The sequence below is a fragment of the Allobosea lupini genome (genome assembly GCF_900109525.1).
Classification (GTDB): Bacteria; Pseudomonadota; Alphaproteobacteria; order Rhizobiales; family Beijerinckiaceae; genus Allobosea; species Allobosea lupini.
The window spans coordinates 162,529-183,086 of the sequence record NZ_FOAN01000004.1 but is presented as its reverse complement, the minus strand read 5'-3'; the positions used below and the strand labels follow the sequence as shown (position 1 = coordinate 183,086).

Here is a 20,558-nt window from a genome sequence, read left to right as displayed (position 1 = left end):
TTATGCCGCGAAAAGCCAATGACAAGCGGGTGAGGGCGGCGCGAGGTCGCAGGGTCAGGTGGTGCGCCCGACCTCGCGCGCAACATCCGAGAAGGGACGCATGCCGCTGTCGGGCCGGGTCGCGATCGAGAGGAAGCGGGCGGCGAAGGCGAGCGAGTCGCGCTGGCTCGGGCTGAGCTGGTCGCACCGTTGTCGGTCGCCGAGCCCGGTCTGCTCGGCCTGCGCCAGCGCGGCCTTGAGCTCGGCTTCGCTCAGGGCGCCGGAATTGACCAGCGAGCGCAGCACGGCGGTGAGGGCCAGCAGCATGCCTTCGAGCTGGAGATTGGCGACGTTCATCTCGTCCTCCCGATTCTGATCGGGCGGTCGGACGGCCACCGGACAAGCCTGCGCCGGGGGCCGTTCGTCGGCGCCCGGCGCATCTTGGCATGGCAGGCCGCTCGGGGCGACCGGCTTATGGTCAGGCCGCCTGCGGCTGCTCGACCGGCGGCAGATAGGCGCCCTGGAAGGTCGTCATCACATGCGCCACCATTTCGCGGGCGATGTGCAGCTGGTCGTCCTCGAAGGCAATCGCCCGCGGCGAATTGAGTACGATCTCGTAGCTCGGGAAGTAGTCGATATAGTCGAAGCGCCGGAACAACTCCTCGGCGACGGCCCGCAGCAACGATTTCGAGGCGCTGTTGGCGACGATCACGTCGGCGTCCTTGAAGGTCGCGCCGAACGGCACCGGCGAGACGGTGACGACGAAGCGCATCTCCGGGTTACAGTGCTCGCGGATCAGGCCGATGATGTCGAGCATGTCGGCCAATGTCGCATCATAGCCGTAGTCGACGAAGCGAAAGCGCTCCGGCATGCGCTGCAGCCAGCTCGGCCCGGGATGGGCGTTCATCGCGATACCTGTATGCGCATCGAGCCAGGTCTCGGTCAGGCCGAGCGTGAAGAAGCAGATCTTGGCCTGCTTGATCGTCGCCGTCGCCTCGGTGAGGCGCCTGCGATTGGCAAAGGCGGTCTCGCGGTCGAGCAGCCTGAGGCCGCTGGCATGCGGGTCGAACCATTGTCCTGGCGCAAGCTCGATCAGCCCGTCATCGGGGTAGCTCTCGCCGCGCAGCACGCGCTTGAGCTCATGCGTCATCGAGCGGACCGAGTACTTGTTGAGCGCCCCGCGGCTGAGCTGGCCGCGATCGGCGCCGCCGCCGCGGCCGGTCGCCTCGTCCCAGCTCTCGAAATGCTCGGCCGGCACGCCGTGGCCGCGCAGCAGCAGAGGCAGGCCGCGCGTCATCAGGATGTTCTCGACTTCGCGCGCGAAGCAGGAGCCCATGGTGAAGATCGGCCAGTCCGGGTCGATCTTGAATTTCGGCTTGTGCTGGACGGCGAGGTAGTTGCCGGTGGTCAACCGCTCCTTGGCCATCTTCTCGGGCTTGCCCGAGGTCCAGCCGCGCACTGGATTGCCGCGCATGATGGTAAGGGCCGTGCCGGCATCGTATTCGATCTTCATCGATCGTCTCCTGGTTCGTGCAAACCTCTCGGCTCGACGCTGCGGACTTCGGTCAGTCTCGTAAGCACCGGGCGTTTGCAGATGGCCCGGTGACCTCCGGGCGTTTCCTCCGACCGGCGCGATCTGTGCCGCGCCGCATCTCTCACATGCGATGGGGAATGCCGTTGCGGTCGAGGAAGCCGCGCATCCGGTCGTAGGAAGCGGCATAGCTCTTCGCGAGATTGTTGAGCGCCGCCTCCTGGTAGACGGCGCGCCAGCCGCCCTCGGCCAGCGCCGCTTCCGGCACGACCGGAATCTTGAGCGTCTCGGCCAGCTCCTGGCTGCGCGTGTCATAGGCGACGAGGACGCCGGGCACGCCCTGTGCCACCGCCGGCAGAACGCCGTGGACGCGGTAGCCGACGGCGAGGTCGATCGACCTGGCGAACTCGTCATAGCGCTCGACGTCGAAGAAGGAGAACAGCTGCTTCTCGTAGATGCGCCGCATGGCGGTATCGTCCGGGCCGTCCCACCACTTGGTCCTGACGAATTCGGCGACGGCCTTGTCCTTCGCCGTGGCGTCGCGCAGGAAGAAGGCCTTCTCCTCCTGCTCGCCATGCGAGGACATCACCATCTCGCTCTGGCTGTCGACCTTGAGCAGCGCGGCCTTCTGGTTGCGCAGATAGGCCTCCGGGTCGGCGGTGTAGCTCTTGTCGGCCTCGCGGCGCAGGCTGAAGGCGACCTTGCGGATCTCGCGCTGATCGGGGATGCGGATCTTCAGCTCGCGATTGCGGGTCCGGAAGATCGAGGGGCAGCCCACGACCTCGACATTCTTGATGCCGTTCTGGCGCAGGGTCTCGGCGCTGAAGGCGCCGCGCACGCCGATCGAGGCGCAGCGCTCGGAGACGATCGACCAGAAGCGGCGGGACGGTTCGGGCAACTCGATCCTGCGGTTCTGGCTCGCTTGGGCGCCGACGCCGATGGCGTAGACCGGCAGCTTGACCCGCTCCAGCACCTCGACGGCGCGGAACCATTCCATGTTCTCGTGGATGAAATTCGAGCCGCGCACGAAGACGAAGTCGAACTCGCTGGCATAGCGCTCGATGTCGGCCTCGGTCGGGGACATGATCTTCATCGGCTCCAGATGCGCATAGCGCAGGAGCTTCAGCGTCGAATCGTAGACGATCATGTCGCCGATGTTGAAATAGTCGCTGAGCAGCTTCTCCATCGGCGCGCGGTACCAGCGCACCTTGTCGTGCTCATGCACCTCGCCGGCCGGATAGATTACCAGCGCGCGCAGTTTCGTCTCGGTCGCGATCGGGCGCAGGTTCGAGCCCGGGGCGAGCGTGCCTGTGGCCGCGTCGGCGATCGCGATCGAGTGCGGGCGCCCATTGGGCATAGCTGGCAGCGGGATCGTCAGCTCGGCGACATCGGCCTCAGCCGTAACGATCGCGCCGGGGTGAATGGTGGCGTAGTCCTGCCCGTCGAGCAGCAGCTTGAGCGCCGGCCAGCTCCGGTCGGGCCGGCGCCCGATGGCGACGACGACCTCGCCGGTGGTGGCGCGCAGGATCTTGATGGCGTTCTCGGCCGAGACCACGGAGCCGAGATTGAGCACGGGCGCGTTCATGACCCCTCCTTGACGAACTGAACCTTGAGACGGACCAGATCCCGGTCGGGACCCAGCTTGCAGTCGGCGACCTTCATCCTGGTCATGAAGAGATAGGCCTCGTCGCCGGTCGTCTCGAAATTGCGCGAGCGCGAGGCGGGGTCGGCGAGGGCGCCATAGCCGTAGCGCAGCCGGTCGCTGCAGTTCTTGCTCCACATCGTCGGCTGCACCATCAGGGTCTGCAGCGGCGACCAGCGGATCAGGTCGTCGGACCAGCTATAGGCGACCCGCCCGCCGGCGATGTTCTGGCTCGGGTCGGGGCCGAGATGCAGCAGGGCGAGCCATTTTCCGCTCGGCTCGTGCCGGGTCAGCGATCCCACATTGGTCGGCAGCGGCTTGAGCGTCTGGCAGGGCCGCGCCTGGCTGAGATCGTCGCGATAGGGATCGACGGCGCGGATGGTGAAGTCCTGCCCGTCATAGGCGCGCCAGGAGGTCGGGTCCTTGATGTCGGTCGAGCGGAACAGGCAGACGCCGTTCTTCTGGCCTTCGCCGCCGGTCGTCATGATCAGCGCATACCACGCGCCGTCCTTCTGGACGATGTTGGAGGGATTGAAGAAGCCGCGATGCCGGCCCTGGCCGACCTCTTGGGGAAAGCCCGGCGCCGCCACCAGCGGACGCGGCTCGTCGGTCTTGAAGCTGAGGCCGCCATCGCTGGAATGGGCGGCGGTGACGACATTGTACCAGCAGCTCATCGCATCCTTGAAGCGGCAGGCGCCGGGATGCTTGTCGGCATGGTACTCGGCGTGGACCAGCGCCTCGATATTGCGGCCATCGCCGGTCCAGGTCGCGGCGATCCAGCTCTTGTCGCTGAACTGGCTGGGGTCGGCGCTGCTCTTCGCCTCGAAGGAGACCGCGCAACTCTTGCGGATCGCGCCGAGATTGGCGCCGATCAGCGGCCGGCTGCGATAATGGCTGGCGAAGGCGACGACCTCGCCCTTGCCATTTCGGAAGGCCCGCAGCGGCGCGTCCGGCAGGTCCCATTCCTCGCAGCGCTCGCGTGCCCAGGAAACGACCGTCTCCTCCTTCGCGTCGGGCGCGATCTCAAGCCGGTAGCCGGGCCCTTTAAGACCCGGCGCCTGCTGAGCAAGGCCAGCGACAGGAATTGTGACTGCCAGCACGGCCGCCGGCAGCCAGGCAAAGGCGCTGCGAAGCGTCCTCATGCCACCTTCCTTTCCGGCTCGGGAGCCGGCGGCGCGGACGGGGCAGCGGCCGCGGGTCTCACCATCTTGTGGTCGACCTTGTTCTCGCTGAGGAAGGCGCTCATCGCGCCATAGGTCCGGGCATAGGCCGCGTTGAAGCGGTCGAAGAGCGCCTGGTCCCAGTACTCTTCCAGCCTGAACGGCTTGTCGCCGAAGACGTCGACGCTCGGGATCTGGAAGGTCTCGGCAAACTCGACGGTGCGGCTGTCATAGGTGAAGTAGATCGAGGGCGTGCCGTTCGCGAGCGCCATCAGATTGCCGTGCAGCCGGTAGCCGAGCACGAGATCGAGCTTGCGCACGAGTTGTTCGTAGCCTGCGACGACATCCGAATAGAACATCCGGTCGCGATAGAGCGCTTCCATCTGCTCATCGAGATACCATTGGGTCGCCCAGCCGTTCTCGCGCAGGGCGGCCATGCCCTCGAGCTTCTGCTCGGGCGTGCCGAGCGCGAGCTTCTTCTCCTCGACCTCGCCCTGCGACATCAGCGTGACCTCGAAGCGATCCGCCATCGCCTTCACCAGGTCGCGGTGAAAGGTCAGGTAGCGCTTGATGTCTTTGGCGTAGTGCTTGGAGACCTCGCGGCGCAGGGTGACGCCGACCTGCTTCACCGAATCGAGCGCCGGCAGGCGGATGGCAAGGTCCGGCCGGTTGTTGCGGAAGGCAGTCGGGCAGCCGATGATACGAACGTTCTTGATGCCAAGCTCGTGCATCACCTCGGCGGAATAGGTGCCGCGCACGCCGACCGAGGCGGTGGAATCGGCGATCAGCTTGAGGACGGTCTTGCTGTCCTCGCTGAGTTCGAGCTTGCCGCTGACCGGCGCCTGCGCGCCGATGCCGAAGGCGAGCACCGGCAATTTCAGCCGGCGCAGCACCTCGGCGGTGCGGCTCCAGTTCATCCCGGCGTGGACGTAGTTCGAGCCGCGCAGGAAGACATAGTCGAACTCGGCGTTGAAGCGGTCGATCCGGGCCGGGTCGATGCTGGTGATCGGCAATTCCTCGAGCGTCACGAAGTTGAGCAGCTTCAGCGAGGAATCGAAGACGAAGGCGTCGCCGATATTGTGATAGTGGTTGATGTGGCTCTGCAGGTCGGCGTGCCGGTACCAGCGGACATTGTCGTGGTCGTAGACTTCGCCCGAAGGGCTGATCACGAGGATGCGGGCCATGGTTGCGTTCTCCCTTCTTGTCTGCGCGCAGCTCACGCGATCATCGGCGTGGCGTCGCGATTGGCCGGAGCCGGCACGCCCCGCTCGGCGATCAGGCGCTGGTAGAGCGCCAGATGCTGATCGGCGCAGTCGACATGGCTGAGCGGCTTCTTGATGCCTGCACGCAGGCGCTCCCATAGCCCGGGCTCGCTCAGCGCCCGGGTCATGCAGTCGACGAGGTCCTCCGGGCTGCCGGAGCGGAAATGCAGCCCGTCGACCTCGTCGGTGATCTTCTCGGCCATGCCGCCGAGATTGCTGGAGAGGATCGGGCGGCCGTGGAAGAAGGCTTCCTGGATCACGATCGGCGAGTTCTCCCACCAGACCGAGGGCATCACCACCCAGTCGACCGAGCGCATCAGGTTCGGCATCTCGTGGTTCTGGAAGGCGCCGCAGAAGCGCACGCGCCGCCCGGCCGCCTCGACCAGATCGGCGAACTTCTGCTTGTAGGCCTCCGGTTGCCTGTCGAGGTTGCCGCCATAGACGAGCAGCACGCCGTCCTCGCCCCAGACCGAATCCGGGATGCGGGTGACGGCGTCGAGCAGCACGTCGGCGCCCTTGTAGGGGGTGAGCTGGCCGAAATAGGCAAAGCGCGAGCGCCGGCTTTCGGCCTCCGGCAATGGCCGTGGCGGCGCAACCTCGGCGATGTCGATGCCGTTCTCGATCACCGAGAAGCGATCGGCCGACAGTCCCCATTGCTGGTAGCGCTCGGCGAGGAAGCGGCTCGGCGAGACGAAATGATCGGCTAGGTTGAGGATGCCCTTGATGAAGGTCTCGCGCGCCAGGAAGCGTGCGGGAGAGATGTCCGGGAAGCAGGCGTTGCAGTCGCTCGGCGAAGCCCGGTAGCAGAGCTTGAAGGCGCCGGTCTTCACCATCTGCCCGTGATGGTGGCAGATCGAGAGATATTCGTGGAAGGTCACCACGATCAGCGCGTCTGGCAGCGTGTCGCGCACGGCGAAGATGCATTCGAGCCCGAGCCCGATGAAATGGTGGAAGTGCACCACGTCGGGCTTGAGGTCGCGCAGCACGCGAACGAAGTCGCGCTCGATCTCGTCGGTGGCGCGGTTCGACAGCAGGAAGTGGTCGTACTCCTCGGCATAGTAGAGCAGTTCGCCGCCGCGCTGGCGCAGGCTCATCAGCGCCGTGCCGCCATGGCGCGGTGTCGGTGCGCCGACCCGGGCGAGATAGTGCGTGTCGAGCTCCGCCTTGGCCTGGAAGCCCTTGTGCAGGTTGTAGGAGGCGATTTCGGCGCCGCCGAGCGAGAAGGAAGGGTGGCCGTGCGAGACGACGAGGATACGCATGCTCATCCTCTCATGTTGGAAATGGCCAGCGCCCAGCGCCGGTCGAAACTGGTACGGTCGGCGAGATTGATCAGCGCGCCGACATGCGGCCGGGTCTCGGCGTCCTCGACGACATAGATCTCGACCTCGGGCACCCAGAGCGACGGCACGCCGTTCATTCTGAGCTTCAGGCAGAGATCGAGGCCCTTCTCGCTGGGCGTGAAGTAGCTGCGCGAGAAGCCGTCGGCCTCGAGGAAGGCGTTGCGCGACATCACGCAGCATTCGGTTGCGCCGGCGGCGACCTCCATCGGCCCGAGGCTGCCGATCGCATCGAGCGGATAGCCGACGAAGCGGTTGTAGACGCGCCGATTGGCGCCTTCGCCTTCGAGCCAGGCGCCGGCCCAGCGGATCGAATTGTCCTCGAACAGCAGGGTCGGGCTTGCGACGCAGTGCCCGCCGCGGCCGCGATAGGCGCGCTCCAGGCGTCCGAGCCAGCCCGGCATCCGGATCTGGGCTGCGCCGGAGAGGAGCGCCACCGTCTGGAAGCGGCAGGCGCGCACGCCCGCCTCCAGCGCATCGCAGCTGTCCTCGACGCCTTCGACCAGCACGAGCCGGACCTGGAGTCCGTAGAACTTCGCCAGCCGGCGCGCCTCCGCTCCAAGCCGGTCGAAGCTTTCGCCGGGGGCGGCGACGACGATCGGCAGTGGCCTGATCTCCGGATCGATCGCGAGCAGGGCGAACAGGCTGGAGAGCTCGCGCTGGCGCTGGTCGAGGCCGATCACCAGGCCGAGCGCCGCATCGGCGTTGAAGCGGCCGATATCGTGCGTCTCGATCGCCTTGGGCGGGGCGATCTCGGCGGCCTGCAAGGCGGGCGCGATCTGCCTTTCGACCACCGCGGCCGCGGTCGAGGAGCGCGGGTCGAGCAGGCCGAAGACCCGCTCCAGCGCGCGCCGGGGCGGATTGCGTCCGGGCGAAAGCGGCAGGAAGGCCGGCCCGTGACCCTCGACCTCGAATTCGAGATAGAGCGGCTGGCCGGGCTCCGGCAGCAGCTTCGGCGCAAAGACGATGAAGCCGTGGCTGTTGCGCCGGCTCGCCATCGCCGGGCCGAAGCGCGGATCCTCGGCGAAGGCGGCGGTGACGTCCGGCCGTGCGGCGCGCGTCCAGAGTTTATCGACGACGCAGGACTGGCTGCCGCTGCGCAGCGTGACAGTGCCGGTGAGGCGGTCCGGGTCGAACAGCCAGCCGATGACGAGGACTCCACTGCCCTCGACGATGGTGGCGTCGTCGATGCCGGCGCGCACCGGCTGCTCCAGGAAGGAGATGGTGTCGCGCCCGTCGAAGCGTTGCGAGGCCTGCTTCAGCTTCTCAGCGGTCGCCGTCGGCGCCATGCCGCGCTGCAGCCCGTCGCGCAGATGCCCGGGCACCGTGATCTGCTCGAGCAGGACGTGGCGGTCATAGACTTCGAGCGCGCGCCAGCCGTCATTGGCGCGGAAGAACAGTCGCTCGATCTCGCTGGGATGGCGGATTGCGCACTCTTCCAGCAGGCCGAAGAAGCCGCAGGCGCCTTCGCCGAGATCGTCGCGCTGGAAGGTTCCCGCTTCCAGCACGGCCGGCGAGAGCCCACCATGCGCGATCAGCAGCTTGGTACGCCCGGCGGCGAAATTCGAGGTCCAGCCCTGCAGGAAGATGCCCTCGTCGAGCGGGCCCATCACCTCGACGAAACCACCGGGTTTGGCGACCGATTGCAGCAGCATGCCGACGGCGCGCAGGCGGCGCGGATTCGACTTGCCGGCGAGCAGCACTTCGAGGAGGCCGTCGACGACGGTCGGGAAGGACTGCCCGGCCTCGTCGGCGAGCGCCGCGAGGAAGGCCTGCAGCGGCATCGGCTTCGGCGCCAGGATCAGCCGCAAGGGTCGGCCGGGCCGGCCGAGCAGGATCGCGCCGGAGCCGGCACGATCGGGCGACGGGGCGGGGGCGAGGCAGAGGAAGCCGGTGGCGTGCGCGGCGTCGGCCTGTGGCCGGCGCCAGGTCAGCGCCATCGTCTCGACGCGGTTGCGCGGGTTGCCGTCGACCGCGACCGGCACCTTGCCGGGCAGCGCATCGCAGGCGCTCATCACCAGGATCGCGTTCTCGCCGAGCGGAGTCCAGGCGACGGTCGGCGCCGGGCTGATCATGGTCCGCTCGGGGATGATGACCTCGTTCATCGCCTCACCTGCCCATCAGCATGACGGTGAGCGTGACGAAGGAGAGCAGCGCCGACAGGCCCGAGAGGAAGCCGAGCACGACGGTGACCTGCCGGAGCGGCGCCTTGGCCTCCTTGCGGATCGCGACCAGCCGGTCGTCGAAGGCCCGCAGCGTCTGGTCGAAGCGCATCTGAAAGACGTCGATCTCACCGAGACGGGACGCGATCGCGCCATTGCCTTCGACCTCCTCGGATTGCCTCACTTCGGCCTCGCGCTGGCGATGCTGCGCCAGCTGCACGCCGAGCTCGCCGACCTTGTCGAGCAACTCCTTCTGGGTCAGCTGCGAGCGCCGCTGCAGCGCGATCAGTGCCTCGACCCGGTCGAAGAAGCGGGCCAGCGGCACGGCGATCGCCGCCTCGGCCGCAAGCTCCGCCGCCGGCGGCAGGCGCAGTTCGAGCTGCGCGCCGGTGCTCGGCGAGATGCCGACGACGGTCAGCGCCTCGCGCGCCGCAGCGGTGCGGTCGTCGAGCTCCATGGCGAAGGCGTGCCTGCCATCGCCGATGCCGTTGCGCCGCAGGTCGATGCGGCCCTGGTCGGCCACCGCCTCCTGCACCTTGAGGCCGCCCCGCATCAGACGCACGATCAGCCGTTCCTCGGGGCGCGCCTCGTCCCAGATCCAGCCATGCAGCCGGTTGCCGTCGAGCGCATCGACGCGCCCGTTGAGCTTTGCCGGGGTCTCACTCGCGTCGCTCACGGTACCGTCCGGACTGTGCATCGTCGTCATGCTGGTCATGCCGCCTCCGCCAGTTTGAGTTGATCGAACAGGGCCAGATGCGCCTGCGCGCAGGCGTCCATGCCAGCCCCGGGCTCTATGCCGCCGACGAGGCGGTGCCAGAGCCCGTCCTCGCTCATGGCGCGGGCCATCACCCGCGCGAGCTGGCCGGGGTCGCCGGGGCGGACGTGTAGGCCATCGACGCCGTCGCTCACCATCTCGGCCATGCCGCCGATATTGCTGGCGATCACGGGCCTGAGGTGCTGGAAGGCTTCCTGGATGACGAGGGGGGCGTTCTCGTACCAGAGCGACGGCATCACCACCCAGTCGACCTCGGCCATCAGCGCCGGCATCTCGTCGCGGCGATAAGGGCCGCAATGCACGACCTCGGAGCCGGCCTCGGCGAGCGCCTTGTCGAGCGCCGTGGTGAAAGCCTCGCTCTGGAACGGCGCTCCGCCATGGATGCGCAGTTCGAACCCGTCAGCGCCCTCGTCGCGCAGAAGCCTCGCCGCCTGCAGCAGCGGCAGTGCACCCTTCCAGGGATTGAGGTTGCCGAAATAGCCGAAGCGGTTGCGAGGGCCATGGGTATGCCGGTGTGGCACCGGCATCTGGACTGGCCGGGCATTGGCGACGACCTCGATCTTCTCGCCTGGCAGGCCCCAGTCGATATAGCGCTGGCGCAGGAAGCGGCTCGGGGAGACGAAGCGGTCGACGGCGGACAGATGCGTCTTCAGGAAGCGCTCGCGCAGCAGGAAGCGGTCGGGGCCGATCTCGGGGAAGCAGCCATGACATTTTGCCGGCGAAGCACCGGTGCAGCGCTGCTTGTCGCCGGTGCGCACCATCAGCCCGTCGTGATGGCAGATCGAATAGTAGTCGTGCAGCGTCATCACGATCGAGGCCTGCGGCAGCAGACGTCGCGCCAGCGCCAGGAACTCGGCGCCGATCAGCACGAGATGATGGATGTGGATCACGTCCGGCCGGAACTCGGTCAGCAGCGAGCCGAGATCCTGCAAGGTGCCGTAGTGGTCGATCTGGCTGAGATGGAAGCGGTCGAAATGCCCGCTCCACAGCAAGAGGTCGCCATCCGCTCCGGTCGCCTGGAAGGCGGTGCCGGGGTGCGGCTGGCGGTGGATCGTATTGGTCGCGCCGAGGAAGAGCACCTCGCAGCCCTCGCCACGATAGGCGCTCGCCAGGTCATGGGCGAAGATCTCGGTGCCGCCCGGATGCAGGTCCGGGTGGTTGTGGGCGACGACGAGGATGCGCCGGTTCATCGCTGGGCCCCCGGTTTCACCGCGACCAGCAGATCCTGGTAATGGGCCGCGCTGTGCCCGCGCCAATGGCCGGGGTCGAGCCGCTCGACCGCAAGCCCGGCCTGAGTGGCGTGCTCCAGCAGGAAGCCGGCGTCGATCCCGGCGGCGGCCAGCGGCGCCTCCTCGATCGCGTACCAGCCGGGACCCTCGCCCCAGCGCCGGAACTTCAGGCGCTCCTGGCCGGTGCTCTGGCCGTCGAGCGCGAAGGCGGTGAGGAAGAGCCGTCCGCCTGGGGCGAGCAGGCGCGCCGCCTCGTGCAGGTAGACCACGAGCTCTTCCGGCGGCAGATGCGTCGCCACGGAGGTCATGGTGATGAAGTCGAAGCTCTGGTTGGCAAAGCCGAAGCGGACCTCGTTGCCCGGCAGCGAGCCCTGCGGGTTGTAGAGCGGATGGGCGATATCGAGGCGTTGGAAACGGAAGCGCGGATAGGCCGGAGAAATCGTCTGGGCGCACCAGAGGATGCCGTCCATCACGGGATCGACGCCGTCATAGCTGCCGCGCTCGGGGTCGAGATATTGGGTCAGCGGCACCGCCATGCGGCCAATGCCGCAGCCGATGTCGAAGACGCGCTCATGCGGCTGCAGCCGGCCGATCCGGACGAAATGGCCGAGGAACTCGGCGCCGATGGCACGGTAGTCGCCATCGCCGACGAAGATCGAATCCGGCGGCGGATGCGGCAGGAACCGGTTCGTCTGGACATGGGCCATCAGCCAGGCGAGCTCGGGCGTCATCGATCCGATCGCGGGCGCTGCTTCCGAGGTGGTCTGTCGCAGGGCGAGGGTCGCCGTCATGCCGCTGTCGCCCTTCTGAGGTTGGCGCGGGAGAGGAGGAATTCCGGATCGAGGCTCAAGGACGGCGCCCGCGACGGCGCGGGGTGCTGCTGGGTCGCCGGCTTGTCGATCGCGGCCATCAGCGCCGCGATCGCGCTGTCCCAGCGCTTGGTCTGGAGCCAGGAATTGTGCTGCGAGGCGACGCCACGCGTGTAGTCGAGGCTCTTCGAGATCGACTGGCGCTCGAGATGGTAGAGCGACACGCTCGGGACATAGACGATGCCGAGCCCGGCCCGCGCGATCTTGAGGCAGAGATCGCTGTCCTCGTAGTCGCCGATGACGTAAGCGTCGTCGAAGCCGCCGATCTCCATGAACAGCGCCCGCGGCATCACGATGCAGGCGCCGGTGACGCCCGGCACCGGCCGCTCGACATTGGCCGGCGCATAGCCGCTCGGCATGCCCTTGAAGTAATGATGGTTGAGCCAGGTGCCTTTACTGTCGCGCTTGAAGTAGAGCCCGGCATGCTGCAGCGAGCCGTCGTCATAGAGCAGCTTGGGGCCGACCGCGCCGGTGCGCCGATGCGGCTCGATGCGCTGCAACAACGCCGGCAGCCAGCCCTCGCTGTCGGGGATGACATCGGAATTGACCATGGCGAGCGCCTGGCCGCGAGAGGCGGCCGCGCCGGCGTTGCAGGCGGCCGAGAAGCCGCCATTGCGGCCCATCACCACGAGCTGCATCGGCAACCTATAGGCGAGGAAGAGACCACCGAGGAGATGGGCGACCTCGCCCTCGTGCTCGGGTGAATCGAGCACGTAGATCAGCTCGGCCTTCTCGGCGAACCAGCGATCGGCGGCGAAAGCCGAGACCTGGATGCGCAGGAAATCGTAGACGCGATAGAGCGGGATCACCACCGAGACCGCGGGATGCGCGGGGCCCTTGCCGAAGCTCTTGATGCGGGGCTCCGGCAGGGTCTGGCGCAAAGCCGCCTGGCAGTCTGCGAGGACCGGCGCGATCGTCCGCTCCAGCATTTGCGCGGTCAGGTGCTGTGGCGGGATCGCGGCCAGCGCCCGGGCCCGGATGGCGAGAGCGTCTGCGGGCTGCGCATTGGGGCGCAGCGACAGCACGGTGCCGGATTTCAGCTTGAGCTCGACCCGTGGTTGCAGCACCGGCGCACCGCCGGCATAGCCGGGGATCAGGGCAGCAAAGCCGGTGGCGCGCTTGACGTCGCCATTGGCGCCGGCCGGCAGCAGCGCAGGGAAGTTCTCCAGCCGCTCGAGCACCGGCGTCGGCTCGCCCTCGGAGCGATGCAGCAGCATCTCGTCGAGCAGCCCCTCGGCATCGCGGTACCAGCCGCCGAGCAGCAGGCCCGCCGGGGTGGTGACGGCGAGATCGAGCTCGGCCGAGGGCAGGTCGTCATTGCGGCGCACGGTCTGGGCGGCGAGCGGCAGCCGCCTCTGCATCTCGATCGCCAGCAGGCGGCCCTGCTCTGACAGGCCGGAGAGCTGCTCGACCAGCCAGCTCCGCAATCCGTCGCGCTGGCTGGCCTTGCCGGCCCACCAGCGTCCGAGCGACGGGATGTCCTGGCGGGCAGCGACCGTTCTGACGATCAGGCCGGATTCGGCCTGCAGGATCAGCAGCCCGCCGGCCTGTGGCGGGAATTCGTCGATGATCAGGTGCAGCGGCCGGTTGCCGGCGCGATCGGCACGGCCGAGCCGCGGTTTTCCGGGCTGGCGGGAGAGGCCGCCGGCATCGAGCCGATAGGCGGTGCGGACACCTGGGAGCCGGCCGGGCACCGTCGTTTCCAGCAGGACCTTGCCTTCGGTGAGCCGGGCGACCGGAGACGCCGCCGTGGGCTTGCGGGCGAGAACCAGCAGGAACTGGCGCAGGAAGCCGAGATAGCCGGCAGCCTGGCTCAGCCCAAACAGCGTCGGCCAATGGCCGACCAGCGCGTTGGCGAGCATGCGGCGTGCATCGGGCGTCGCGTCGCGGACGAGATCCTCCGCATCGGCCATGCCATGGACCAGATCGGGATCGAAACGCGCGGTGGTGTCGCCACCCGGATGATCGTCGGACAGCGCCGCGACGACCTCTCCCGGCCCGCCATGGCGGAAGACGACGACGACGCGCAGGCGCCCGTCGCCGAGCGGCAGGACGACCGAGGCCGAGCCGAGACGCTTCTCCCCTGCCGCCAGCGCGATGCGTGGCCGCGACAGCACGGGAGCGTCGATGGTCCAGCTCAGCAGAAAGACCGTGCCGCTCAGCCGGGAGAGATGCAGCTGTGGGCTCAGGCCGTCCGTGGCCGGCGCGGGCGCAAGAGAGAGCATGAGGAACCTGTTCCGAAAGGGCAGGGGGAGGCGCCGGCCGGACCTGGGCCCGGCCGGCGCCAGCTGTCGTCAGGCGACCGAGAAGTAGGAGTTCGGGTCGGCCTGGATGTCTTCGGCGGTGACGCCGACGATGGTCACGGTGTCGCCATTGCCGAGATCGACGACGGCGTTGCCGCCGACGGTGGTGGCGCGCGCCGCCACGTCCTCGGCCGAGCCGATGTCGGTGCCGTTGATGCCGCTGGAGATCTGCAGCAGGTCGTGGCCGGCATCGAAGTCGAGCACGACGTCGTTGCCGCCGCCGCCATTGAAGATGAAGATGTCGTCGCCGGCGCCGCCGGAGAGGATGTCGTCACCCGCGCCGGCGAAGAGCAGATCGTCGCCCGCGCCGCCCTGAAGGACGTCGTTGCCGGCGCCGCCTTCGAGCACGTCGCTGCCGATGCCGCCCTGCAGCACGTCATTGCCGGTGCCGCCGAGCAGGATGTCGTCGCCCGGCCCGCCCTGGAGCAGGTCGTCGCCGTCGCCGCCGCGCAGCACGTCGTCACCGTTGTTGCCGCGCAGGATGTCGTCGCCTGTGCCGCCGTCGAGGACGTCGTCGCCCTCGCCGCCGAACAGGCTGTCATTGCCTTCGCCGCCGGAGAGGACATCGTCATCCAGGCCGCCGAAAAGGGCGTCGTTGCCCTCGCCGCCGGACAGGAAGTCGTTGCCGGCATCGCCGTAAAGCAGGTCGTCACCCTCTTCGCCGAACAGGGAATCCACCTGGTTGCCGCCATGGACGATGTCGTCCCCGGCGCCGGCGAGGATCACGTCACTGAAGCGTGTCCCAATCAAGAAATCGTCGAATGCACTGCCTTCGATCGTGGCCATTCGTCACCTCCTCGGTGATCAGAGAGCACCACCAGATATGCGGAGAACGTCCGCCGCTCGTTCTGGGTCACGGTGCGATTTCGATAGCGATCCGGAGGCTCGCCATCGTGCGACGCTCATGAGAGTAGCCTAGAAGAGCTTGATATCAAGCAATATATTATGACTATTTTGCGGTGCAGCAAAGTTTAAGTCATTTTATATATTGTTCAGGCGAGCATTATACTGAGAGTTTGATACGGATTTCGAAGTATATTGTTTTGATTTGGAATCGGCCCGGGATGCGATCCGATTTCGGCGGCCGGATCGACCGGGCTCAATCCTCCCTGAAGGCGCGATTGAAGCTGTCCCGGATGGGCGAAAGCAGGTAATCGGCCGCAAAACGGCGGCCGTTGACGATCAGGACCTCAGCCGCCATGCCGGCATGCAGCGTCACCTTGTTCTCCTTCAGGCTCTGCGGCGTGATCTCGGCGCGGACGATGAAGAAGGCATTTCCGGTCTTGTCGTCGACCAGCTGGTCGGCAGCGACATAGCTGACCTTCGCCAGAAGCGGGGGCATGATTCGGGCGTTGAAGGCGGTGAGCCGCACTTGCGTGTCGGCGCCGACCCGGACCGAATCGATGTCGCGCGGATCGACCTTGGCCTCGACGACGAGCGGCTCCTGTTCGGGCACGATGTCGAGGATGGCCTCGCCCGCGGCGACGACGCTGCCGGCCGTGCGCATGCGGATATTGGCGACGATGCCTTCCTGTGGCGCAGTCACCACCAGCCGGCGCAGCACGTCCTGCGCCTGGACGATGCGCTCGACCACCTCCGAGAGCTGGAGCTGGCTGTCCTGCAGGTCCTTGGCGATCTCGCTCTGGCGATCGAGGCTGATCGCCTTGATCTCAAGTTCGGCGCCGGCGACGGCCTGCTCGGCCTTGGCCTTGCGGGCCTTCATCTCGCCGGCTCGTCCGGTGAGCTCGCTCTGGCGGGTCTGCAGCTCAACGAGCTGGGAGCGCTTGGCGTAGCGCTTCTCATAGAGCTCGGCGATCGTCTTCACCTCATCGTCGATCAGGGTGCGCTGGTTGCGCACCGCGTCGATCTGCGCCTGCAACGCCTCGGATTCGGCCTGATGCTGCTCGATCACGCGCTGCTGGATGCGGGTCTTGCCGTCATAGACCTGGGCACGGGCGCGGAAGAGCGCTCGCTCGGCATTGATCACCTCGCGTGCGATCGGCGTCCGTGCATTCTCGATGTCGTCCGGGAAGTCGATCTGCGTCGCATCGCTCTGCTCGGCACGCAGACGGGCGAGCCTGGCGTCGAGGCCGACGCGTTTGCCTTCGAGCTGCTGCAGCTCGGCGCGTGCGCGGGCGTCCTCCAGCCTGAGCAGCGGCTCATTCTGCGAGACGCGCTCGCCTTCGGCCTTGAGCAGGGTCTTGAGGATGCCGCCTTCGAGGTGGCTCACGGTCTTGCGGCGGCTGTCGACGATCACCGTGCCTTGCGCGACCGCGGCGTTGTCGAGCCGCGCCGTCACGGCCCAGGCGCCGAAGCCGCCGAAGCCGATCGCCACCGCGGCGACGCCGGCGAGGACGAGATTGCGCAGCGAGGGCATGCGCTCCTCGGGCTCCGCCTCAATCGTCACCGGCAGGAGCGCGCGGTCCGGCCGGCGCAACATCGGCAGCTCGCTCATGCGCTTACCTCGCGGGCGGGGACTGGTTTCGACGGTTCGAGCTCGACGACGCCGGCCGGCGTGATCATGCCGGAGATCGCCGAGCGCGGGCCGAACTGGGCGACGCGGCCCTCGCGCAGCACCAGGATCTTGTCGACGATCTGCATCACCGAGGGGCGATGCGCGATCAGGATCACGATCGCGCCGCTCTCGCGCGCGGCGTTGATCGCCCGGATCAGGCTCTGCTCGCCCTCGGTGTCGAGATTGGCATTGGGCTCGTCGAGCACGACAAGGCGCGGCATGCCGTAGAGCGCCCGCGCCAGGCCGATGCGCTGGCGCTGGCCGCCGGACAATTTGAAATCGCTGTCGGCGACATTGGTGTCGTAGCCGAGCGGCAGGCGGCCGATCAGCTCGTGCACGCCGGCGATACGCGCCGCTTCCAGGATGGCGTGAGGATCGGGCTTGCGCATGCGGGCGATGTTCTCGGCGATGGTGCCGTCGAGCAGCGAGACCGATTGCGGGAGGTAGCCGACCATGTCGCCGAAGGAGCCGCGCTCCCACAGATAGGTGTTGTGGCCGTCGAGATAGACGCCGCCGACATTCGGCTTGAGCACGCCGACGATCAGACGCGCCAGCGTCGATTTGCCGGCTCCCGATGGCCCGACCAGGCCGAGCACCTCGCCCGGCTCGAGCGTGAAGGAGACGCCCTTGATCACCGTCTGCTCGCCGCCCTTCGGCGCGTAGACCAGCCGGTCGATGACGAGGTCGCCCTGCGTCGCCGGCGTCGGCACGCTCTGACGCTGCGAGCTCTGCGATTGCAGGAGCTCGCGGACGCGCTTCCAGGCCGCGGCGGCGAGCACCCATTGCCGCCAGTCGGTGATCATCGAATCGAACGGCGCCAGCAGGCGCCCGAGCAGGATGCTCGCCGCCATCAGCGTGCCGGCCGAGACCTCGTGCCGGATGATCAGCACCGCGCCCGTCGCATAGATCGAAAGCTGCATGGTCATGCGGCTGGCGCGGGTGATGGCGGCGATGAACTTGCCGCGGCGCGTGCCGAGATCGAGATGCTCGAGCATGGCGATCTGCTTGGCCCGCCAGCGGCTGGAGAGGGCCGGCAGCATGCCCATAGCCTCGATCGTCTCGGCATGGCGCAAGGTGGCGCTGATCTCGTTGATCGAAGCGACGCCTTCTTCGTTCGCCTCCTTCAGCGCCCGCCGCGTCAGCATGTCGGAGACGACGCCCAGCAGCAGCAGGATCAGCAGGGAGGCCAGGCCGACCAGGCCGTAGATCCAGTGGAAGGCGAACAGCACGGCCAGGAAGATCGGCGACCACATCGCCTCCAGCGGTGTCGCGATCGCCGAGCTGGCGATGAAATAGCGGAGTTCGTTGAGATCGCGGATCGCCTGCGTCGCCTGGCCTGAGCCCTTCTCCAGCGAGGTCGAGACGGCGGCCTGCAGCGCCGGCAGGTTGAGCCGGCGGGCGAGGATGCTCGCCATCGCCTGGAAGGTCAGCGAGCGGATGAATTCGATCGTGCCGTAGAGCGCCAGCGCCCCGACCGCGATCACCAGCAGCATGGTCAGCGTGTCATAGCTGCGGCTGACGATGACGCGGTCCTGAACCTGCAGCATGAACATCGGCACGGTCAGCAGCAGGATGTTGACGCAGAAGCTGAGGAAGGCGGCATAGGCCAGCCCTCCGGCAAAGCCGCGCTGCAGGCCGCGAATCAGGACGTCGGCAGGCTGGGTCGCAACCTTCATGCAGGTCTCCGAACGGTGGCTGGCCATCAGATGGCGCCGCTGACGCCTATGACGATACGGCAGTCTCTGAGTGTTATTAAAGCCTGACACATAAGCCGTGTCTATAATATGACAGATGAAGCCTTATGAAATAACGACAATTACCGAGAATATGGCAGAAGCGTGCTACATTTCAAAATTTGAAACACTTCATGACTATGTTGATTTCGATAAAATCTTAACATCCATGGGTTCAGGGTGGCATGTGCTTTGCGTATAGGCTATTCGTCAGCCGAAGGGGCCCGGAGGGCTGACTGCTCATTTCGAGATCAGGCGGAGTAGGGAATGCATCTAAAACCCCATGACGGCGCTCGATTCTTAGGCAATGGTTTCAATGGAGATCCGCCCGACGGCATCCGTCGCCTCGAAGCCGAATCAGGCCCTGCGAGGGTGCCGGTCTCGCAGCTCGACCTCGCTCGCATGGTCGAACGGGTCAGCCGGCGCTTTCTCGACTATCTCAGGCTCGAGCTTACCAAGCTCGGGGTCGACGACATCTCGCCTTCGCAGGTGATGGTGCTGTTCACCATCGGCTCCGGCGAGATCGCGGTGCGCGATCTGCTCGACCGCGGCCACTATGTCGGCTCGAACGCCTCCTACAACCTCAAGCAACTGGTCGAGAGCGGCTATCTGGACCGCGGGGCGTCCCCGCGCGACCGCCGTCTCGCTCGCATCTCGCTCTCGCCGAAGGGTCAGCTTCTGGTCGAGCGCCTGAAGCTGCTCGACGAGACCAGTCAATTCAGCCAGGGACTCGACAACGATCTCGTCGCCGATCTTCAGGCTACCCACGACACGCTGCGCCGCCTCGAGCAGTGGTGGAGCGACGCTTTGCGCTATGGCGGGATCCTGCTGGCTTCATGCACGTCCTATTCGTTCATCGTTCAGGATCTGGTCAGTTCGCTCACCTGATCCGGCGCCTCGTCGCCGAGGGCGGCGAGGTCACGCTGGTGACGGAGAAGCCTGAGCCGGATCGCCCGGGTGTGAGGCAGATCGCCTATTCGGTAGGCGAGCCGGCGACTGCGCATGCGACGTTGGCCGCCACCGACTATCATGTGCGCACTGGCGAGGCGGTTGCCGCCGCATTGAGCAGATTGCACCGGCAAGACCGGCCGGATGCGATCCTCGGCCATGTCGGCTGGGGCGGCATGCTCTTCGCCAAGGACGCGATGCCGGGCGTGCCGCTGATCGGCTATTGCGAGTATTTCTACAACGCGACCGGCTCCGACCTCGACTTCGACTCAGGCATCCCCGTACCGGAAGCCGAGCGGCGGCGCATCCGCATGCGCAATGCTGCCCAGCTGGTGACGCTGCAGGCGCTCGACTTCGCCTATGCACCGACGCGCTGGCAGCAGTTGCAATATCCCCGGGCCCTGCAGCAGCGCATCGCCGTCTGCCATGACGGCATCGACATCCAGTTCTGCCGGCCCGACGCGCAGGCGGCATTCACGCTGCCCGACGGCCGCGTGCTCCGCCCCGGCGATCCCGTCGTCACCTTCGCCGCCCGCGATCTCGATCCCTATCGCGGCTATCCGCAATTCATGCGGGCGGCGGCCAGGATCGCGCAGGAGCGGCCAAACGTGCTCTTCGTTGCGGTCGGCGGCGACGGGCCGGGCTATGGCCGCCCGCGTCCGGACGGGCGGCCCTGGCGCGAGGTCATGCTGGAGGAGACCGGCCTGGGCGATCGCATCGTCCATATCCCGTGGCTTGCCCATGCCGATCTCGTCAGGCTGTTCCAGGTCTCGGCCGCCCATGTCTATCTGAGCGTCCCCTTCGTCCTGTCATGGTCGATGCTGGAGGCGATGGCTTGCGGTGCGCTGGTCGTCGGCTCGGCGACGCCGCCGGTGCAGGAGGTGATCCGCCACGGCACCAACGGCCTGCTCGCCCCCTTCTTCGACGAGACGAAGCTGGCAAGGACGGTGGTCGCCGCGCTCGACAGGCAAGACGAGCTGGCGCCGCTGCGCGCCGCCGCACGCCGGACCGTCGTCGCGCGCTATGAGCGCGAGGCGTGCGTCGACCGGCAGCTCGGCTTCATCGGCCGGCTCGTCGCCGAGGACGATCTGCTCGCGGCGCAATAAGGGCGCA

General features: G+C 67.2%; 16 protein-coding genes. 2 read left to right on the top strand and 14 right to left on the bottom strand.

From position 1 onward, the window contains the following. Nucleotides 1-54 precede the first annotated feature (54 nt). The 14 genes from BMZ21_RS13530 to BMZ21_RS13465 all read right to left on the bottom strand — a co-directional run bounded on the left by BMZ21_RS13530 (nt 55) and on the right by BMZ21_RS13465 (nt 18,440). On the bottom strand, nt 55-336 hold the full coding sequence (locus BMZ21_RS13530) for a hypothetical protein (RefSeq protein WP_091834954.1): 282 nt from the start codon (nt 334-336) through the stop codon (nt 55-57). A 121-nt stretch (nt 337-457) separates the two neighbouring features. After that, the gene (locus tag BMZ21_RS13525; RefSeq protein WP_167561634.1) at nt 458-1,492 is read right to left on the bottom strand and encodes a GSCFA domain-containing protein; all 1,035 of its coding nucleotides are present in this window, start codon (nt 1,490-1,492) and stop codon (nt 458-460) included. Between the two features lie 142 nt (nt 1,493-1,634). Further along, nucleotides 1,635-3,095 carry a polysaccharide pyruvyl transferase family protein gene (locus BMZ21_RS13520; RefSeq protein ID WP_091834947.1) on the bottom strand — a complete coding sequence of 487 codons (1,461 nt, stop codon included), beginning with the start codon at nt 3,093-3,095 and terminating at the stop codon, nt 1,635-1,637. Next, the gene (locus BMZ21_RS13515; protein ID WP_091834943.1) at nt 3,092-4,294 is read right to left on the bottom strand and encodes a hypothetical protein; all 1,203 of its coding nucleotides are present in this window, start codon (nt 4,292-4,294) and stop codon (nt 3,092-3,094) included. Before BMZ21_RS13515 ends, BMZ21_RS13520 begins: the two co-directional genes overlap by 4 nt. Beyond that, nucleotides 4,291-5,496 carry a polysaccharide pyruvyl transferase family protein gene (locus BMZ21_RS13510; protein WP_091834940.1) on the bottom strand — a complete coding sequence of 402 codons (1,206 nt, stop codon included), beginning with the start codon at nt 5,494-5,496 and terminating at the stop codon, nt 4,291-4,293. Before BMZ21_RS13510 ends, BMZ21_RS13515 begins: the two co-directional genes overlap by 4 nt. A 32-nt stretch (nt 5,497-5,528) precedes the next feature. Next, complete coding sequence (locus BMZ21_RS13505) at nt 5,529-6,839, bottom strand: glycosyltransferase family 4 protein (protein ID WP_091834936.1); 1,311 nt, start codon at nt 6,837-6,839, stop codon at nt 5,529-5,531. Continuing rightward, nucleotides 6,836-9,016 (bottom strand): glycosyltransferase family 2 protein, encoded by a 2,181-nt coding sequence (locus BMZ21_RS13500; RefSeq protein WP_091834933.1) that lies wholly within the window; start codon nt 9,014-9,016, stop codon nt 6,836-6,838. The genes BMZ21_RS13505 and BMZ21_RS13500 overlap by 4 nt, the downstream gene beginning before the upstream one ends. A gap of 4 nt (nt 9,017-9,020) precedes the next feature. Beyond that, a complete protein-coding gene (locus BMZ21_RS13495) occupies nt 9,021-9,788 on the bottom strand; it encodes a hypothetical protein (RefSeq protein ID WP_091834930.1) in 768 nt (255 codons plus the stop codon). Continuing rightward, on the bottom strand, nt 9,785-11,038 hold the full coding sequence (locus BMZ21_RS13490; RefSeq protein ID WP_091834927.1) for a glycosyltransferase family 4 protein: 1,254 nt from the start codon (nt 11,036-11,038) through the stop codon (nt 9,785-9,787). The genes BMZ21_RS13495 and BMZ21_RS13490 overlap by 4 nt, the downstream gene beginning before the upstream one ends. Continuing rightward, nucleotides 11,035-11,868: a class I SAM-dependent methyltransferase gene (locus BMZ21_RS13485; protein WP_091834924.1), complete on the bottom strand. Its 834-nt coding sequence runs from the start codon at nt 11,866-11,868 to the stop codon at nt 11,035-11,037. Before BMZ21_RS13485 ends, BMZ21_RS13490 begins: the two co-directional genes overlap by 4 nt. Beyond that, nucleotides 11,865-14,171 (bottom strand): glycosyltransferase, encoded by a 2,307-nt coding sequence (locus tag BMZ21_RS13480; RefSeq protein ID WP_091834921.1) that lies wholly within the window; start codon nt 14,169-14,171, stop codon nt 11,865-11,867. Before BMZ21_RS13480 ends, BMZ21_RS13485 begins: the two co-directional genes overlap by 4 nt. Before the next feature lie 69 nt (nt 14,172-14,240). Further along, entirely contained in the window at nt 14,241-15,035 is a 795-nt protein-coding gene (locus BMZ21_RS13475) for a calcium-binding protein (protein WP_091834916.1), read from the bottom strand. Nucleotides 15,036-15,348: 313 nt separating this feature from the next. Beyond that, on the bottom strand, nt 15,349-16,704 hold the full coding sequence (locus BMZ21_RS13470) for an HlyD family type I secretion periplasmic adaptor subunit (protein ID WP_091834913.1): 1,356 nt from the start codon (nt 16,702-16,704) through the stop codon (nt 15,349-15,351). Beyond that, nucleotides 16,701-18,440, bottom strand: a complete 1,740-nt coding sequence (locus BMZ21_RS13465) for a type I secretion system permease/ATPase (protein ID WP_091834909.1) — start codon at nt 18,438-18,440, stop codon at nt 16,701-16,703. The genes BMZ21_RS13470 and BMZ21_RS13465 overlap by 4 nt, the downstream gene beginning before the upstream one ends. A gap of 459 nt (nt 18,441-18,899) precedes the next feature. Here BMZ21_RS13465 and BMZ21_RS13460 point away from each other — a divergent pair, with 459 nt between their 5' ends. Both BMZ21_RS13460 and BMZ21_RS13455 read left to right on the top strand, forming a co-directional pair. Continuing rightward, on the top strand, nt 18,900-19,385 hold the full coding sequence (locus BMZ21_RS13460; protein ID WP_199777573.1) for a MarR family transcriptional regulator: 486 nt from the start codon (nt 18,900-18,902) through the stop codon (nt 19,383-19,385). Beyond that, a complete protein-coding gene (locus BMZ21_RS13455; RefSeq protein WP_091834903.1) occupies nt 19,334-20,551 on the top strand; it encodes a glycosyltransferase in 1,218 nt (405 codons plus the stop codon). Before BMZ21_RS13460 ends, BMZ21_RS13455 begins: the two co-directional genes overlap by 52 nt. The last annotated feature ends 7 nt before the right edge of the window (nt 20,552-20,558 follow it).

Excerpts from the sequence above, each read along its gene's own strand:
- BMZ21_RS13480 (WP_091834921.1), bottom strand. The coding sequence starts at position 14,171 with ATGCTCTCTCTTGCGCCCGCGCCGGCCACGGACGGCCTGAGCCCACAG.
- BMZ21_RS13485 (WP_091834924.1), bottom strand. The coding sequence starts at position 11,868 with ATGACGGCGACCCTCGCCCTGCGACAGACCACCTCGGAAGCAGCGCCC.
- BMZ21_RS13515 (WP_091834943.1), bottom strand. The coding sequence starts at position 4,294 with ATGAGGACGCTTCGCAGCGCCTTTGCCTGGCTGCCGGCGGCCGTGCTG.
- BMZ21_RS13465 (WP_091834909.1), bottom strand. The coding sequence starts at position 18,440 with ATGAAGGTTGCGACCCAGCCTGCCGACGTCCTGATTCGCGGCCTGCAG.
- BMZ21_RS13470 (WP_091834913.1), bottom strand. The coding sequence starts at position 16,704 with ATGAGCGAGCTGCCGATGTTGCGCCGGCCGGACCGCGCGCTCCTGCCG.
- BMZ21_RS13475 (WP_091834916.1), bottom strand. The coding sequence starts at position 15,035 with ATGGCCACGATCGAAGGCAGTGCATTCGACGATTTCTTGATTGGGACA.
- BMZ21_RS13460 (WP_199777573.1), top strand. The coding sequence starts at position 18,900 with ATGGTCGAACGGGTCAGCCGGCGCTTTCTCGACTATCTCAGGCTCGAG.
- BMZ21_RS13490 (WP_091834927.1), bottom strand. The coding sequence starts at position 11,038 with ATGAACCGGCGCATCCTCGTCGTCGCCCACAACCACCCGGACCTGCAT.
- BMZ21_RS13505 (WP_091834936.1), bottom strand. The coding sequence starts at position 6,839 with ATGAGCATGCGTATCCTCGTCGTCTCGCACGGCCACCCTTCCTTCTCG.
- BMZ21_RS13500 (WP_091834933.1), bottom strand. The coding sequence starts at position 9,016 with ATGAACGAGGTCATCATCCCCGAGCGGACCATGATCAGCCCGGCGCCG.
- BMZ21_RS13520 (WP_091834947.1), bottom strand. The coding sequence starts at position 3,095 with ATGAACGCGCCCGTGCTCAATCTCGGCTCCGTGGTCTCGGCCGAGAAC.
- BMZ21_RS13495 (WP_091834930.1), bottom strand. The coding sequence starts at position 9,788 with ATGACCAGCATGACGACGATGCACAGTCCGGACGGTACCGTGAGCGAC.
- BMZ21_RS13510 (WP_091834940.1), bottom strand. The coding sequence starts at position 5,496 with ATGGCCCGCATCCTCGTGATCAGCCCTTCGGGCGAAGTCTACGACCAC.
- BMZ21_RS13455 (WP_091834903.1), top strand. The coding sequence starts at position 19,334 with ATGCACGTCCTATTCGTTCATCGTTCAGGATCTGGTCAGTTCGCTCAC.
- BMZ21_RS13530 (WP_091834954.1), bottom strand. The coding sequence starts at position 336 with ATGAACGTCGCCAATCTCCAGCTCGAAGGCATGCTGCTGGCCCTCACC.
- BMZ21_RS13525 (WP_167561634.1), bottom strand. The coding sequence starts at position 1,492 with ATGAAGATCGAATACGATGCCGGCACGGCCCTTACCATCATGCGCGGC.